Origin of the sequence: Lysinibacillus sp. NPDC056220, from assembly GCF_049315265.1 — a bacterium.
Lineage (GTDB): Bacteria > Bacillota > Bacilli > Bacillales_A > Planococcaceae > Lysinibacillus > Lysinibacillus pinottii.
On record NZ_JBMOXD010000001.1, the window covers coordinates 1,061,217 to 1,075,702 of the forward strand.

Annotated in this window: 13 protein-coding genes and 1 rRNA gene; all 14 read right to left on the reverse strand. The window is 38.8% G+C overall.

Going from position 1 to position 14,486, the window contains the following annotated elements; translation table 11 throughout:
* Positions 1–56 precede the first annotated feature (56 nt).
* Positions 57–1,133: a nucleotide kinase gene (locus ACOZBY_RS04995; protein ID WP_036160713.1), complete on the reverse strand. Its 1,077-nt coding sequence runs from the start codon at positions 1,131–1,133 to the stop codon at positions 57–59.
* Positions 1,134–1,234: 101 nt separating this feature from the next.
* The gene (locus ACOZBY_RS05000; RefSeq protein ID WP_375827981.1) at positions 1,235–1,870 is read right to left on the reverse strand and encodes a YczE/YyaS/YitT family protein; all 636 of its coding nucleotides are present in this window, start codon (positions 1,868–1,870) and stop codon (positions 1,235–1,237) included.
* A gap of 132 nt (positions 1,871–2,002) precedes the next feature.
* Positions 2,003–2,494 (reverse strand): Cys-tRNA(Pro) deacylase, encoded by a 492-nt coding sequence (gene ybaK / locus ACOZBY_RS05005; protein WP_031418419.1) that lies wholly within the window; start codon positions 2,492–2,494, stop codon positions 2,003–2,005.
* A gap of 24 nt (positions 2,495–2,518) precedes the next feature.
* Positions 2,519–3,232, reverse strand: a complete 714-nt coding sequence (locus ACOZBY_RS05010) for a hypothetical protein (protein WP_099806404.1) — start codon at positions 3,230–3,232, stop codon at positions 2,519–2,521.
* Positions 3,233–3,586: 354 nt separating this feature from the next.
* The gene (locus ACOZBY_RS05015) at positions 3,587–4,153 is read right to left on the reverse strand and encodes a VanZ family protein (RefSeq protein WP_031418416.1); all 567 of its coding nucleotides are present in this window, start codon (positions 4,151–4,153) and stop codon (positions 3,587–3,589) included.
* Between the two features lie 132 nt (positions 4,154–4,285).
* Positions 4,286–5,824 (reverse strand): acyl-CoA carboxylase subunit beta, encoded by a 1,539-nt coding sequence (locus ACOZBY_RS05020; RefSeq protein WP_012292664.1) that lies wholly within the window; start codon positions 5,822–5,824, stop codon positions 4,286–4,288.
* Positions 5,825–5,954: 130 nt separating this feature from the next.
* On the reverse strand, positions 5,955–6,737 hold the full coding sequence (locus ACOZBY_RS05025; RefSeq protein ID WP_207889609.1) for an enoyl-CoA hydratase: 783 nt from the start codon (positions 6,735–6,737) through the stop codon (positions 5,955–5,957).
* Positions 6,734–7,651 (reverse strand): hydroxymethylglutaryl-CoA lyase, encoded by a 918-nt coding sequence (locus tag ACOZBY_RS05030; protein WP_031418414.1) that lies wholly within the window; start codon positions 7,649–7,651, stop codon positions 6,734–6,736. The genes ACOZBY_RS05025 and ACOZBY_RS05030 overlap by 4 nt, the downstream gene beginning before the upstream one ends.
* A gap of 14 nt (positions 7,652–7,665) precedes the next feature.
* Entirely contained in the window at positions 7,666–7,878 is a 213-nt protein-coding gene (locus ACOZBY_RS05035) for an acetyl-CoA carboxylase biotin carboxyl carrier protein subunit (protein WP_031418413.1), read from the reverse strand.
* Between the two features lie 70 nt (positions 7,879–7,948).
* On the reverse strand, positions 7,949–9,307 hold the full coding sequence (locus ACOZBY_RS05040; RefSeq protein ID WP_036218140.1) for an acetyl-CoA carboxylase biotin carboxylase subunit: 1,359 nt from the start codon (positions 9,305–9,307) through the stop codon (positions 7,949–7,951).
* Positions 9,308–9,322: 15 nt separating this feature from the next.
* Positions 9,323–10,957, reverse strand: coding sequence for an AMP-binding protein (locus ACOZBY_RS05045; protein ID WP_036218137.1), 1,635 nt, complete (start codon positions 10,955–10,957; stop codon positions 9,323–9,325).
* Between the two features lie 147 nt (positions 10,958–11,104).
* Positions 11,105–12,247, reverse strand: a complete 1,143-nt coding sequence (locus ACOZBY_RS05050) for an acyl-CoA dehydrogenase (RefSeq protein ID WP_031418406.1) — start codon at positions 12,245–12,247, stop codon at positions 11,105–11,107.
* A 120-nt stretch (positions 12,248–12,367) separates the two neighbouring features.
* Positions 12,368–12,985 (reverse strand): TetR/AcrR family transcriptional regulator, encoded by a 618-nt coding sequence (locus ACOZBY_RS05055; protein WP_031418404.1) that lies wholly within the window; start codon positions 12,983–12,985, stop codon positions 12,368–12,370.
* A 1,149-nt stretch (positions 12,986–14,134) separates the two neighbouring features.
* Positions 14,135–14,250, reverse strand: a 5S ribosomal RNA gene (gene rrf / locus ACOZBY_RS05060).
* Positions 14,251–14,486: the final 236 nt, after the last annotated feature.

Consider the following 14,486-nt stretch of genomic DNA (forward strand, 5'->3'; position numbering starts at 1 on the left):
TTTCCTAGGAAAACAGTTCTAGTTCCTAGTTTAGCATAAGCAAGCCTATAGCTAAATTATTTTGTTAATCTTTCGAATAATGACGCTGTTTTTTCTCGCCACAAAGAGGCAGATAGGCAATTATCCAATAAACGCCGCACTGTATATTCTGCCTCTGCATAACGCTTTGAGTAGCCCATCGCATCTTGCATGGCTTCTTTATAGCACGCTCGTACTTCCTCAATTGCTAATTCTGCCTCTTCCGTAAGCGCACAATGTTGTCCTATATCAAATATCTTATCGCCTAATCGACCATCCTGTGGGTTAAAAATATGAGGTTCTGTACTATCAAAGATACAGAAATTTAGTTCAGGGATAATGACCATATCAACAGATCCTGCATCTAAGCCACACCATATAATTTGTGCATCGAGTCCCCTTGCATTCGCCTCGTCTGCTAGACCTTTCATCAAGGAGGATTTGCCTGTACCCGGTTTACCTTTAATCATTAATCTTGTCGATATATTTTTCGTTATGCTTTCCACTGTATTTTCTGCCCCTCTAGGAGTCAATGTTCCAAGTAAACGGTGTGTTCGCTCACCCGTTTTATTTAAAACAATAGATTGGAAGACTTCCGATTTTAAATTTTCCACCTGTTCATTTAATGCCTGCCAATTCATGCAGCTTTGCGTCACAACCTCCCAATCATCGTGGAGCTTGATAGCTTGATTTAGCTTGGCAATACATTTATCACGCCAAGCCGTACGTTCCTGTACTGCTTCAGCAAGTTGCTCTCCTATTTTCTCAAGCTGGATATCTTCCAAGCAATCATAAAAAGACATAACACGATGCTTCGTACCAAGTAATGTTGGCCCAATACCCCATTCCGATGCCCAGACATACAGTCTATTACAACCCTTTACATAAACAGCCTCGACTACTTCCTCTAATAACGCATGCTTAAACCATTCGACAGCAAAGCCTTGTTTAACATAAAAATAACCTAGCTCTTTCAATAGTTCTGATCCTTTAGATGTGGAGGCACCTTGTAAAAAATAAACTAGCTCCGCTTCCTCCATCATTTCTTTATATAAATGTTTCACACCTTGCCCAGTCAATGCATGTCCAAAATAATACGTCACATTTCCGTTCAAATGTCGTTCCTCCTTTTGTTTCTGCCTTGCATTATATGAAGGAACACTAAAAAAGATGAAAAGCTACTCCTATCCTTAACAGATAAAAGTAGCTTTACAGTTTAATAAAAAGGCTCCATGTCTTCAATATGACCAATACATTTCATTAATACTTTGCGGCAATAAGGTAATGAATATTGCACAATATATCCCGAAGTTAAAGCAATTAATACTGTTCCCACTCCAACCGGGCCACCTAGTAGCCATCCTACAATAGTTACTAGAACTTCGATCCCCATTCTCGCAGTTTTAATAGTTCCGCCAAATTTTTCGACAAGTATCATCATTAAAGTATCGCGAGGGCCTGCACCCATATTTGGAGCAATATACATACCACAGCCAAAGCTTAAGACAAATAAACCAATGGTAAAGTATGTCATTTGCAGACCATACACATCTGTTGAAGGCAATAGCCAGTTAAATACATCGATGAATGAACCGATTAGTAGCATATTCAGCCATGTACCAATTTTAGGCCACTCACGCAATACAATTGATGTAGATGCGACAATAAAAAGACCTGTTAATATAGACCATGTACCAATCGTTAATCCAAAGTTTTGAAATAACCCTACATGCAAGACATCCCAAGGGCTCGTTCCAATTATCTTCCCTTTAATAGACATCGTAATCCCCAATGACATCACAATCAAGCCGCCAATAAAAAATGTCCAGCGCCACCCCATTATTTTGCGCATTCCCTATCCCTCTCTTTATATTTGATAACGCTCTAACTGTATCATGTTTTCTGCAAATATCGTGAAATCGTGCTTGTAAATGGAAGGATGGATAACCCTATTCTATTAAAATAAAAAACTACCCATTTTTCACTAATGGATAGTTGTAATTGGCGCAAGCTGGGCCTTTGTAATATTCTTCAAATCATTAAGTTGAACATGGATTTGCATACCTATTTTCCCTGCACTTACAATAATACTGCCTTGTTGTTGAGCAGTTTTATCGATTACCGTAGGATACAATTTTTTCATGCCTACAGGCGAGCATCCACCACGGACATATCCTGTATAGTTAAGTAAATCTTTTACAGGTAGCATATCAATTTTCTTTTCTCCAACTACCTTTGCGGCAGCCTTTAAATCCAGTTCCTCAGCCACTGGAATAACAAATACAAATAGCTTTTGTGCACTTGCCTTTGCTACTAATGTTTTAAAAACACGGGTAACCGGCTGACCAATTTTTTCGGCAACAGATACACCGTCTACTTGACCGTCTCCAATTTCATATTCCATCACATCAAATTGGATTTTTTGCTGCTCTAATAATCTTATCGCATTTGTTTTGGCATGCTTTGCCTTCGCCATAACCGTAATCTCCTATCTACAACATTAGGCTATCAAAGAGAACATCGAATCATTTCCTGGACGATAGCCATTCTTCGTCATTTGAACATGTGCTGCATACTTTTCAGATGCCTGTTTGAAGGCTCTCAATTTTAAAGTAGCATCATGGCTCTTACGGAAAATTGTATCTGCAAATGGGTCCAATTTCAATTCCTTCGAGAAACGTTCAGGAACCTTAACTGTAGTCACTTCATTGACAAAAGGTTGGTCCTGTTCATCTGTTGAGTTAACTTCATGTAGAATATGCTGAATTTGAGCATTCACGTTTTCTGCTAACCTTACATCTTGAGCAGATGGCTTTGACGATGATAATGCTGCATTTCGCATTTGCTCTAAAACCTGTAACGTATCATTCAAATCCGGATTATTTACAACAGGTGCTCCGTCATGATTACCACTTGCCCATTTATAAGCCTGCTCATGTGCATGGACATTCTTTGAAGTCTGCTGCAAATCATCCATAATGGCCTGCTGTTGGGGTGTTACTACTTCTGTATCTTCTTGTTGCTGCTCGTATAAATCTTGATCTGTGCGCCCTAATAGTAGGTTTTCAAGTTCCAGCAATAATGGATTTTTCTTTGGCTGAAAATACATGGCATTCTTTCGATATGCATCTCCCGCTTCTTTACGTTGCAGAAACTTTTTACGATTAAATGGGGACGATAATCTCTCTTGCTCCATTGAATTATATATTTTCATAGTTTTCACCTCATCCTTCTATCTTCATATGCTAACTTGTTACTAGATATGAACATCTTTTATGACAAAATCTATTCCTCCGAAACAGCTTCTATACACTTATTATCGGAATTTTCATTATTAAATTCAAGCATAAATGACTACTAACCACCTAAAGAAGCAAAAATTAATATCATTTTTAGGTTAAAATACCCACTATCTTAGAATATACTCCTCAGTCGTTTATTACTTTCATTTCGATTTCAATAAAAATTACTACCATTTACACAAAATAAATAGTGTTAATAAATAAAAAAAACCCCCATAAAAGTTAGATTGATGTCTAAACCTTTTACGGGGTAACTGGCTGTTTTCTCATTTTTTCGGTGTAAGCAATAGCCCCTTATAAGCTAAATACCCGAGCCATGCACCAATTGTATTTAAAATTAAATCATCAATATCGGCAGAGCCTACTGTAAAAATAAATTGAATAGTTTCCACGCTAAGGCTGGAAAAAAAGCCTAAGCAAAGTATAACGCCTGCTTTGCGGAATTTCTTCGATAGTAATGGCAGTAAAAAGCCCATAGGGGTGAAAATTAATAAGTTACCAAGTAAGTTAATAATTATTGTATCCCAATTAAAATACTGAGAGTAGTTAATATAGCGGAATATCGTTTCAAAGGGAATAAAATTAGTAGTTAATCGCCAACTGCTGTAATCAAACAGCCCTAAATCACCGACTGAATAATCACCTTTCCATAATATAACGACTACATTAACTAAGCGATCAATCACCAATTTATAAAAAGCCAAACAAGAATAGATGCTAAATAACATCCAACCCACTATTTTTATTGGCAAATAATATGTATCAATAACATCTCGATATGGTAATGGGAGCTTGGCATTACCTTGAACATCCGTTATGTTGTTTTTAGACATGCTAAACACCCTCTTCCCTTTATTCCTTCCCATATTTTAATATGCTCCTCTACACCATGCAAGTAGCTGTTAAATTTTTATCAACTAAAAAAGACTGCCTCCTGATAGAGAGACAGCCTTCCCAGTAAGTATTTATACTGGGTTTACCCCATGCTTACGCTGTGAGAAAAGTAAGTATTTTGACATGTAAAGCTCTAAACGATTTTCAAGCACCTTACGTAAATCATTTGGCTCAATTACATCATCAATAATTAGTTCTGATGCTAATCGATACACATCTATCTCCTCTTGGTACTCTTTTCGTTTTTCAGCAATAAAGCTTGCTTGCTCTTCTTTTGGAAGCTCAGCAATTTTATTGGCATAAACTGCATTGACTGCAGCTTCTGGACCCATTACTGCAATTTGAGCATTTGATAATGCGATACAGCAGTCTGGCTCAAAGGCAGGACCAGCCATGGCATATAAACCAGCTCCATATGCTTTACGAACAATGACTGTTAGCTTTGGAACAGTTGCTTCACTCATCGCAAAAATCATTTTTGCGCCATGACGGATAATCCCAGCTTTTTCGACCTGTGTGCCGATCATAAAGCCTGGGACGTCCGCTAAAAATAGAAGCGGTATATTGAAAGCATCACAAAGAGAAATGAACTTAGCCGCTTTATCCGCAGAATCGTGGAATAGTACGCCTCCCTTAACGCGAGGCTGATTCGCTATAATTCCTACTGATTGCCCATTAATACGTGCTAGACCAGTAATTAATTCCGGTGCAAATAATTTCTTCACCTCACAAAACGAATCTTCATCAATAATACGTTCAATTAGCTTATACATATCAAAAGGAACGTTTTGATTTTGTGGTATCAATTCCTCAATCGATTTATCGAATGTAGCAGGTGGCTTAGGTACCTCCACCTTGCTACGTTCAGCGTAGTTATTAGGGAAATAGCCTAAATATTTACGAGCATAGGCAATGGCCTCTTGTTCTGTTTTGGCAAGCACATCTCCACAGCCGGAAACTGAACAGTGCATTTTTGCGCCACCCATCGTTTCTAAATCTACTTTCTCTCCAATAACCATTTCAGCCATTCGAGGAGATCCTAAATACATGGATGCGTTCCCTTCAACCATGACAACGATATCACAAAATGCAGGAATGTAGGCGCCACCTGCCGCGGACGGACCAAATAGTAAACAAATTTGTGGTACTTTACCTGATAACTTGACTTGGTTGTAGAAAATGCGACCAGCACCCCTTCTACCTGGGAACATTTCTAACTGATCTGTAATACGTGCCCCTGCTGAATCGACTAAATATAGTAACGGACAGTTAAGTTTTTCTGCAGTTTCTTGAATACGAATCATCTTTTCAACGGTACGTTTTCCCCATGATCCTGCTTTAATCGTTGAGTCATTAGCTAATATACAAACGGTACGACCATGAATTTTACCAATCCCTGTGACGACACCATCAGCAGGTAAGTCGCCTGCCAAACAGTTTGCATAGAGGCCATCCTCTGATTGAAGACCATCATCTAATAATAATTCAAGTCGTTCACGTACAAATAGCTTCCCTTGCTGTGCATTTTTATCATGATATTTTGGTAAACCGCCAGAAAGAATTTTATCTTTCATTGTAGGTGGCGTGTTTTCTGTTGAAATATTGCTCATTTTATTTCCTCCCTTTGCCCATTCAATTACGCCAAATTATTTTTTTTAGCGCCCCTATTCCCTTTGTCAATGCGCAAAAAAATCAACTTAGATTTCAGTCAGAGTGATTAATCTGATTGGATTCTCTTACTTATTTTCCTGAATATTGTGGTGCTCGCTTTTCTTGGAAGGCAAGTAAGCCCTCTAATCGGTCTTCAGTTGGGATCAGTGCACTATATGCAAGTGATTCGATTTTCAAACCGGTAGCTAAATCTACCTCAACCCCCTGATTCATAGCCACTTTAGCCTGTACTAACGATAATGGTGCATTTTTTGCCATTTCTAGTGCAAGCTGCTGTGCCCTTTCCATTACCTCATGTGCCTCATGAACATACTCAACGATGCCATAATTTTTGGCTTCCTCAGCATTTAAGCGACGTGCTGTATATATTAATTCCTTTGCCTTCCCAAGGCCAATTAGACGTGGAAGTCGTTGAGTTCCTCCTGCCCCTGGAATAATACCGAGAGAGGTTTCAGTGAGACCTAGCTTGACATGTTCTGCTGCCACACGTAAGTCGCAAGCTAAGGCTAATTCTAGACCACCACCAAAAGCTACTCCATTTAGTACTGCAATGACAGGCTGAGCGAGTGTCTCCACTTTTGCGACTGTGGCACCAATCAACTGGACGATTTGCTTCACTTGTCGATCAGACATACCTTTACGTTCTTTTAAATCAGCCCCTGCACAGAATGCTTTTTCCCCAGCACCTGTTAGTAAGACTACTCGCACTGCTGGATCACCGTTGATTTGATCCAACGTCCCAGATAGATCTTGCAGTAACTGTACTGACATCGCGTTCGCAGCCTCTGGTCTTAAGAGAGTAATCAGTCCAATACTTCCCTCCAGTAATTCAAAACGAACGAGTTGAGTCATAATGGATTCGCACTCCTTTCATTACGGACAATCGCCATTTGCTTTGAAGCTACAGCTTTGCCTAATTTCTGTTCAATAAAGAGTGCAGCCTCTAGTATTTTTTGTTGATCCACACCAGTTTGAACACCCATTTCATCAAATAAGTAAAGTAAGTCTTCCGTGGCTACATTACCCGAAGCTCCCTTTGCATATGGACAGCCCCCTAGACCACCAAGCGCACTATCAAATTTGGTTACACCCATCTCTAAAGATTTCATAATGTTGGCAAGCGCCGTGCCACGTGTATCATGAAAATGCATAGCAAAATTTTCAGCGGAATACCTTTTTAATAGTTCCTCTAAAAGAAACTCAACTTGAGTTGGTACACCAACGCCAATCGTGTCGCCTAGGGATATCTCCGTTACACCCATCTCCAATAATTTATCTGTAACACGCAGCACCTTATCAGGATGTATATATCCCTCATAGGGACAGCCAAGAACTGTAGAAATATAGCCTCGAACTTTCTTTTTTGACGCTTTAGCTCCTAATACTACTTCCTCTAAAATAGGAAATGTTTCGTCAATGGTTTTGTTAATATTACTTTGATTATGACTTTCACTAGCAGACATAAATATACTTACTTCATCTACTTCCGCCTGCAACGCCCTTTCTAGCCCTCGCATATTAGGTACAAGTGCCGCGTAAGTAATATCATTGTTCCTTTTAATGGCTTGAAGAACCTCGACAGCATCCGCCAACTGTGGAATCCATTTCGGATGAACAAATGAAGTCACTTCGATGTAATTTAATCCCGTTTGGCTTAACAAATTCACTAATTGTATTTTATCTGCTGTTGTAATATGTTTTTTTTCGTTTTGTAAGCCATCACGGGGACCAACTTCTTTAATCACGACCTGCTTAGGTAGTTGCATTAAGAGGCCTCCTCTTATTCAATTTCTAAAATATCATCATCAACGTTAATAAAATCTCCCTCATTGGCGATGATTTTTGTTACCACGCCATCTTCTTCGGCTGCAATCGGAATTTCCATTTTCATTGATTCTAAAATAGCTACATCTTGACCTGCTGTTACTTTTTCACCTTCTGCTACGACGATTTTCCATACTGTACCGGCCATGCTTGCTTTTACTGTTGCCATTAACACTCACTCCTACTATTCATTAATTTTGCATTCGCACTCTCTGTGAAGCGCGAATGCTATTACATACTTACTTTGACTCTGCTAATTGAGGTAAATAAAATTGTTCTACAAATTTTGTTGTCGTATAGCCTTTTAAAAACTGTTCATGCGTAACAGTTTTCAGCAGCATCGGAATATTCGTTTGAATACCCTCCACTTTATATGTTTTCAGTGCTTGGATTAATTTCTCACAGGCAATGTCCCTTGTTTCTCCCCACACTACCAATTTACTAATCATGGGGTCATAGAATGGTGTAACTGCAGAACCTGTCTCTACACCACACTCATGTCGAACCCCTTCCCCTGTTGGTAATTCTAGAGCTGTGATCGTACCTGGAGACGGGAAAAATGTAGAAGGATTCTCAGCGTATATACGCACTTCAATCGCATGACCCTGTTTCGTAATACTTTCTTTTGTAAATGAGAGAGGTTGCTGTGCAGCAATTTTTAATTGCTCTTCTACTAAATCAAGCTTTGTAATTTCCTCTGTCACAGGATGCTCTACTTGTAATCTTGTATTCATTTCTAAGAAATAAAAGTTTTGATTCTCATCCACCAAATACTCAATCGTTCCAGCGTTGACATAGCCAATATGCTTCGCTGCCTTCACTGAGGCTTCAAGCATCCTATCTCTTGTTTCCTGTGAAATGAATGGTGATGGTGCTTCTTCTACTACTTTTTGATTTCTTCGTTGGATCGAACATTCACGTTCAAATAACGGAACTACATTGCCTTGATGATCAGCAATAATTTGTACTTCAACATGGTGAGGGTTAGCAATAAATCGCTCCATGTACATCGTGCCATCACCGAAAAATGACTGGGCACGTTTTTGATTTCCCTCAAATGCTTTTGCTAGTTCCTCTGCATTTTCAACAAGTTGCATACCGATACCGCCACCGCCTGCCGATGCCTTTAACATAATTGGATAGCCTAAACGTTCAGCGATTTCAGTAGCTTCTTCTGCATCCTTTATAGGTGCCTCTACACCCTCTACAATGGGAACCCCAGCGGCTTTCATTGTTTTTCGTGCTTCTAATTTACTTCCCATTGAAGCAATTACATCAGCACTTGGTCCTATAAAAATTAAACCTTCCTCTTCACAGCGCTTTGCAAACTCTGCATTTTCTGATAGTAGACCATAGCCAGGATGAACAGCCTCGACGCCATTTTCTAGTGCAATCTCTAGAATACGTTCTATATTTAAATAGCTTTGTGCAACAGGCGGTTTCCCTACACAATATGCCTCATCCGCATCCTTCACATGTAAGCTTTCAGCATCAGCCTCAGAATAAATAGCAACCGTATTAATATTTAGGCGCTTGCATGTTCTGATAACACGTCTAGCAATCTCCCCACGATTTGCAATTAATACTTTATTAAACATATTCACTGCCCCTCCTTATCTGACGGTCATGACAAAATTTTCTCGTAATTTATATTTTTGAACCTTTCCTGAAGCAGTCATTGGATAATGATCGATAAAGAAAATATGTTTTGGGATTTTATGTCTAGAGATTTTATCCCGACAATATTCTCGAATCTCCTCTTCTGTTGCCTGCTCACCTTCTCTTAAAATAATCCAAGCTGCCGCTTCCTCCCCATACACAGGATCAGGAACCCCTGCAACCTGAACATCTGATATTTTTGGGTGTGTATAAAGAAACTCTTCAATTTCACGGGGATATAAATTTTCACCACCGCGAATAATCATATCCTTTAAACGACCGGTTACACGGACATAGCCCGCTTCATCCATCGTAGCCAAATCACCAGTATGCAGCCAGCCATCTTGATCAATGGCAAGATCGGTTTCTTCTTGGTTTTTATAGTAGCCTTTCATTACATGGTACCCTCTTGTACATAGCTCCCCTTGTTCATTTGTGGGTGCTTCCTCGTTCGTCCCAGGAACAACAATTTTCGCCTCTAAGTTTGGTAAGGCACGGCCAACCGTCTCCACTTTTAACGTTAACGGATCATCCGTTCTCGTTTGTGTAATCACTGGAGATGATTCTGTTTGACCATAGCAAATCGTAATATCTGTCATGCCCATTTTCTCAATGACCGCTTTCATTACCTCTATCGGACAATTAGAGCCTGCCATGACTCCTGTCCGTAAAGTTGAAAGGTTGAAAGACTCAAAATTCGGTAAATTAAGCTCACTAATAAACATCGTTGGAACGCCATGTAAGGCTGTGCACTTTTCTTGTTGAACCGTCCTTAGCACCTCTTCAGGTGAAAATTCTTGTACTGGCACCATCGTTCCACCACTAGTTGTAATAGCTAATGTTCCGATAACACAGCCAAAGCAGTGGAAAAATGGAACAGGAATGCATAAGCGGTCCTCTGCTGTTAAACGCATACACTCTGCAATGTTGACCGCATTGTTAACTAAGTTAAAATGTGTTAACATCACACCTTTAGGAAAACCTGTCGTACCAGATGTATATTGAATATTAATCACATCATTATAATGAAGAGATTGCTCTCTTTGTTCTAATTGTTCCTCTGTTACTTGATTGGCCGCTGCTACTACATCTGACCAATTCAATACACCGGGATACTTAGTCTCGCCGATTAAAATAACATTTTTTAATAAAGGTAGTCGCTTTGATTGCAAATTACCTGGTTCACAATGTTCAAGCTCCGGACATAACTCTTGAAGTGTATGGATAAAAGAATGGTCTCGATAATTTTCAATTAAAAATATCGTTTTGGCATCAGACTGCTTTAATAGATACTCCAATTCACTAGCACGATAATTAGTATTTACTGTAACGATTGGAGCCCCCATCTTGCCTGTACCAAATTGAAGCTGTACCCACTCAGGAACATTGGTCGTCCATACAGCAATATGGTCTCCTTTTTCAATCCCTAAAGCCATTAAGCCCCTTGCTACCAATCGTGCTTGACGATTTAGCTGCTCATAAGTCATTCGTAAATTCCTATCTGCATAGACCAAAGCCTCATTTTGCGGGTACTTTTTAGATTGTTCATCTAGCAATTGACCAATTGTTTGATACACAAGTTCTGCCATGAAGATCCCCCTTGTTAATGCTATTAAACGTCTTTCAGCAATGAGATAAATGCGGATTTAAGCTATTTTTTAGTAGGTGTCTCGGTATCGGAAAGAAGTGCTCTATGCAGCACAAAGCTGCTCCCGGACACAATGTGTTGAAAATCATTAACAGCCAATTAAGCGAGAAATAACAAGACGCTGAATTTCAGATGTTCCTTCACCAATTTCCATTAATTTAATATCACGTAAATGACGTTCTACATCGTATTCTTTCATATATCCAGAACCTCCATGAATTTGAATGGCTTGATTACATGTACGGAAGCCCATTTCAGAAGCAAATAATTTAGCCATTGCCGCTTCTTTACCAAATGGTTTCTTTTGATCTTTTAGCCATGCCGCTTTATGTACAAGCGTACGAGCAAGCTCTATTTCCATCGCCATATCTGCTAATTTAAATTGGATCGCCTGTAGCTTCGAAATAGGTGCACCAAATTGCTCGCGTTCTTTTGCGAACTTCAGTGCCTTCTCATAAGCGGCCTGTGCAATTCCTACAGAAAGAGCTGCAATTGAAATACGACCACCATCTAAAGTGTTTAAAAACTGGCTAAAGCCTCGCTTTTCATCGCCTAATAGATTGGATCGAGGAACGCGAACATTTTGTAAAACAATTTCACATGTATTAGAACCACGGACACCCATTTTGTCATAATTACAATTAATCGTTACACCTGGAGTATTCGTTGGCACAATAATAGAAGAAATAATCTTTTTGCCATCCTCCCGTTTTCCCGTTACTGCAGTTACAATTATTTGTCGAGCGTATCCTGCATTGGTAATCCAGCATTTTTCTCCATTAATAACATAATCATCTCCATCAATGACAGCCGTAGTGCGTGTACCGCCTGCATCTGAACCTGCATTAGGCTCTGTTAAACCGAATGATCCTAATGTCTCACCCTTTGCCAATGGAACAAGCCATTCTTGCTTTTGCTCCTCCGTACCAAAGTTGTAAATTGGCGAAGCGCCTAAGCTAACAGCAGCTGCATAACTTAAGCCAGTGCCCCCACATGCACGACCAATTTCCTCTACAGCTAAAGCGTAGGACACCGTATCACCACCTGAACCACCATATTCTTCAGGGAACGGGATACCCAATAAGCCTAGTTCCGCCATCTTTTTAAAGCTTTCTATTCTCATTGTCGATGTCTCATCAACCTCACGAGCATACGGTTTAATCTCTTTTTCAGCAAAATCACGTACCATGTCTCGAATCATCACTTGCTCTTTTGTTAATTCAAAATTCATCCCTAATCCCCCTAATGTCAAATTTGCCATAGTAGATTTAGCTCAAAGATAATTCCCTTCAAGTAAATACCGACTAGTCGGTTTGTAAAAGCAAATAATAAAACCAGTGTTTTCTACTGGCTACCCCTTTATCATAAATTGCTTTGCTTCCTCCATTGCTTGTTCTGTTACAATCGCACGTAGTACCATGTCCGTAAAAACATCTGTAATTTGCACCATTGTTAATGGCCCGGATTGCTTAAACCATTTATATGTCCAGTTAATCATCCCCACAATCGCCATCGTAACAATGGTACAAGGCAATTCTGTACGAAAAACCTTCTTTTCTTGGCCTTCTGCTATCACTTTTTGCAAGATGTCCAGATAATGATCTCGTTTTTTATGAATAATCTCACTATACTCCTCTGAGAGTGAACGACTTTCCTCATAAAAAATTGTAATATGTGCTTGATACATATCAAATACTTGCGTCAGCGTTTGTAGCATCGCACATAACCTGGTAATGGGCGTATCGTATTTGTCATATGCATCTTGTGATTGTTGAATAACATATGAAATAAAAACATCATGAATTTCATACAACAATTCATCTTTTGATTTAAAATTATGATAAAATCCACCTTTTGATGCCCCTATATATTCAACGATACGATCAACAGTTACATTGTGATAACCATCCTGCTGAAACAGCTCAACTGAAGCGTCTACAATTCTTTGCTTTAATGTTTTCTTTACCATAGGCCCTATCATCCTTCGTCTAGCTCTATACTCCATCACTCCTTATAATCAGGAAAACAACTCTCTTTCATAAAAGAATTCTTTTTTTTCCTAATTATAAAAATACTATGACCATATAAATATAGCATTCTCAAAATTTGGTGTCTAGCAACAAATAGATTTTTCCTATTAATACGAGCATAAAAATAACATTAAACAGAATTTAAAGAACCAGGAACACATACATACCTTATGTTATACCACTCGTCTTCATGACATTTTTAAACTTTTCTTTTCTCTTTACACCATCAAACCATTTTTCACTGCTGTTCAAGAAACCATTTATAATCTCAAATTAAATGGCAATAACCTTAACTTACTGTTTATCCTTAAATTATAAGAAAGGAGAAATTTAAATTTGCAAAGATACACTGTAATTAACGCACACATTTCTAATTACTCTAACCCTATCTTTTAAAAAAAGACAAGACGTATTGTAAGGAAAAGAATACACTCAATTACTCAAATGGATTTTTTATAAATTCATGGTTACAAATAAAGAAGGATGGATTCAGAGGAAAATTTTAACTACCCGAAATAACCCTGATATTGCATCAAGATTGTTCAGCCCATGAACTAACAATTAATCAAGTTGAACTATTAATGGGGATAAAGCACTTAAACAATTGGACTTACTGTAAAAATAGATAATGGGATTTGGGATGGACTCCTACTTAATGTTTGTCAACACTATATGTCTAGCATTATAAATCTGGTGAAATACCTGATTTTTTTCTTTGCACAATACTTTTCAATTATTCACTAGGCAAACTACTGATTCGGTACATACCTGTAAAGAATCCTGCTAGATAGGCGAACATTTTGGATTACCGAACTTTTATGGTTGTGGTACTTTCTATTGTGCATCTGACATGTATAATTAGGTGGTGAAAGTCTATTCACAAGTCGTGAATACTGTCTTTATGTACGATTCACCTTAATTACTATTAAATTCGTTATAAAGATTGATTATTGGACTAGCCTGCAACTTTAGTTTAAAAAGAATTTGAATGATTGGACCTATACATAGAAAGAGTTTTCATGCTTGGATGGTTTCTTACTAATAGTTGCAAATAAAAAAACAGCCAGCACACAGCTGACTGTTTTGTTGCCTAGCGACGTCCTACTCTCACAGGGGGAAGCCCCCAACTACCATCGGCGCTAAAGAGCTTAACTTCCGTGTTCGGTATGGGAACGGGTGTGACCTCTTTGCCATCATCACTAGACTATGTTCGGCTTTCAATATACATCGCATTTCTTCGTCAGCTTCTGTCGTTCAGTCAGTCACGTACTTGAGTACGCTCCTTCCCTCTCTCCATTGCTTCCTCGAACTACTCGTATCTTGAAACCCTTTATAAAAGAAATTATTCTTTCAAAACTGGATAAACGGTTCATTGAATGCTTCAAACTTTTTGGTTAAGTCCTCGATCGATTAGTATTCGTCAGCTCCATGTGTCACCAC

Coding starts and splice junctions, on each gene's coding strand:
- ACOZBY_RS05000 (WP_375827981.1), bottom strand. CDS start 1,870: ATGCGCAAAATAATGGGGTGGCGCTGGACATTTTTTATTGGCGGCTTG.
- ybaK (WP_031418419.1), bottom strand. CDS start 2,494: ATGGCGAAGGCAAAGCATGCCAAAACAAATGCGATAAGATTATTAGAG.
- ACOZBY_RS05010 (WP_099806404.1), bottom strand. CDS start 3,232: ATGAAAATATATAATTCAATGGAGCAAGAGAGATTATCGTCCCCATTT.
- ACOZBY_RS05015 (WP_031418416.1), bottom strand. CDS start 4,153: ATGTCTAAAAACAACATAACGGATGTTCAAGGTAATGCCAAGCTCCCA.
- ACOZBY_RS05020 (WP_012292664.1), bottom strand. CDS start 5,824: ATGAGCAATATTTCAACAGAAAACACGCCACCTACAATGAAAGATAAA.
- ACOZBY_RS05025 (WP_207889609.1), bottom strand. CDS start 6,737: ATGACTCAACTCGTTCGTTTTGAATTACTGGAGGGAAGTATTGGACTG.
- ACOZBY_RS05030 (WP_031418414.1), bottom strand. CDS start 7,651: ATGCAACTACCTAAGCAGGTCGTGATTAAAGAAGTTGGTCCCCGTGAT.
- ACOZBY_RS05035 (WP_031418413.1), bottom strand. CDS start 7,878: ATGGCAACAGTAAAAGCAAGCATGGCCGGTACAGTATGGAAAATCGTC.
- ACOZBY_RS05040 (WP_036218140.1), bottom strand. CDS start 9,307: ATGTTTAATAAAGTATTAATTGCAAATCGTGGGGAGATTGCTAGACGT.
- ACOZBY_RS05045 (WP_036218137.1), bottom strand. CDS start 10,957: ATGGCAGAACTTGTGTATCAAACAATTGGTCAATTGCTAGATGAACAA.
- ACOZBY_RS05050 (WP_031418406.1), bottom strand. CDS start 12,247: ATGAATTTTGAATTAACAAAAGAGCAAGTGATGATTCGAGACATGGTA.
- ACOZBY_RS05055 (WP_031418404.1), bottom strand. CDS start 12,985: ATGGTAAAGAAAACATTAAAGCAAAGAATTGTAGACGCTTCAGTTGAG.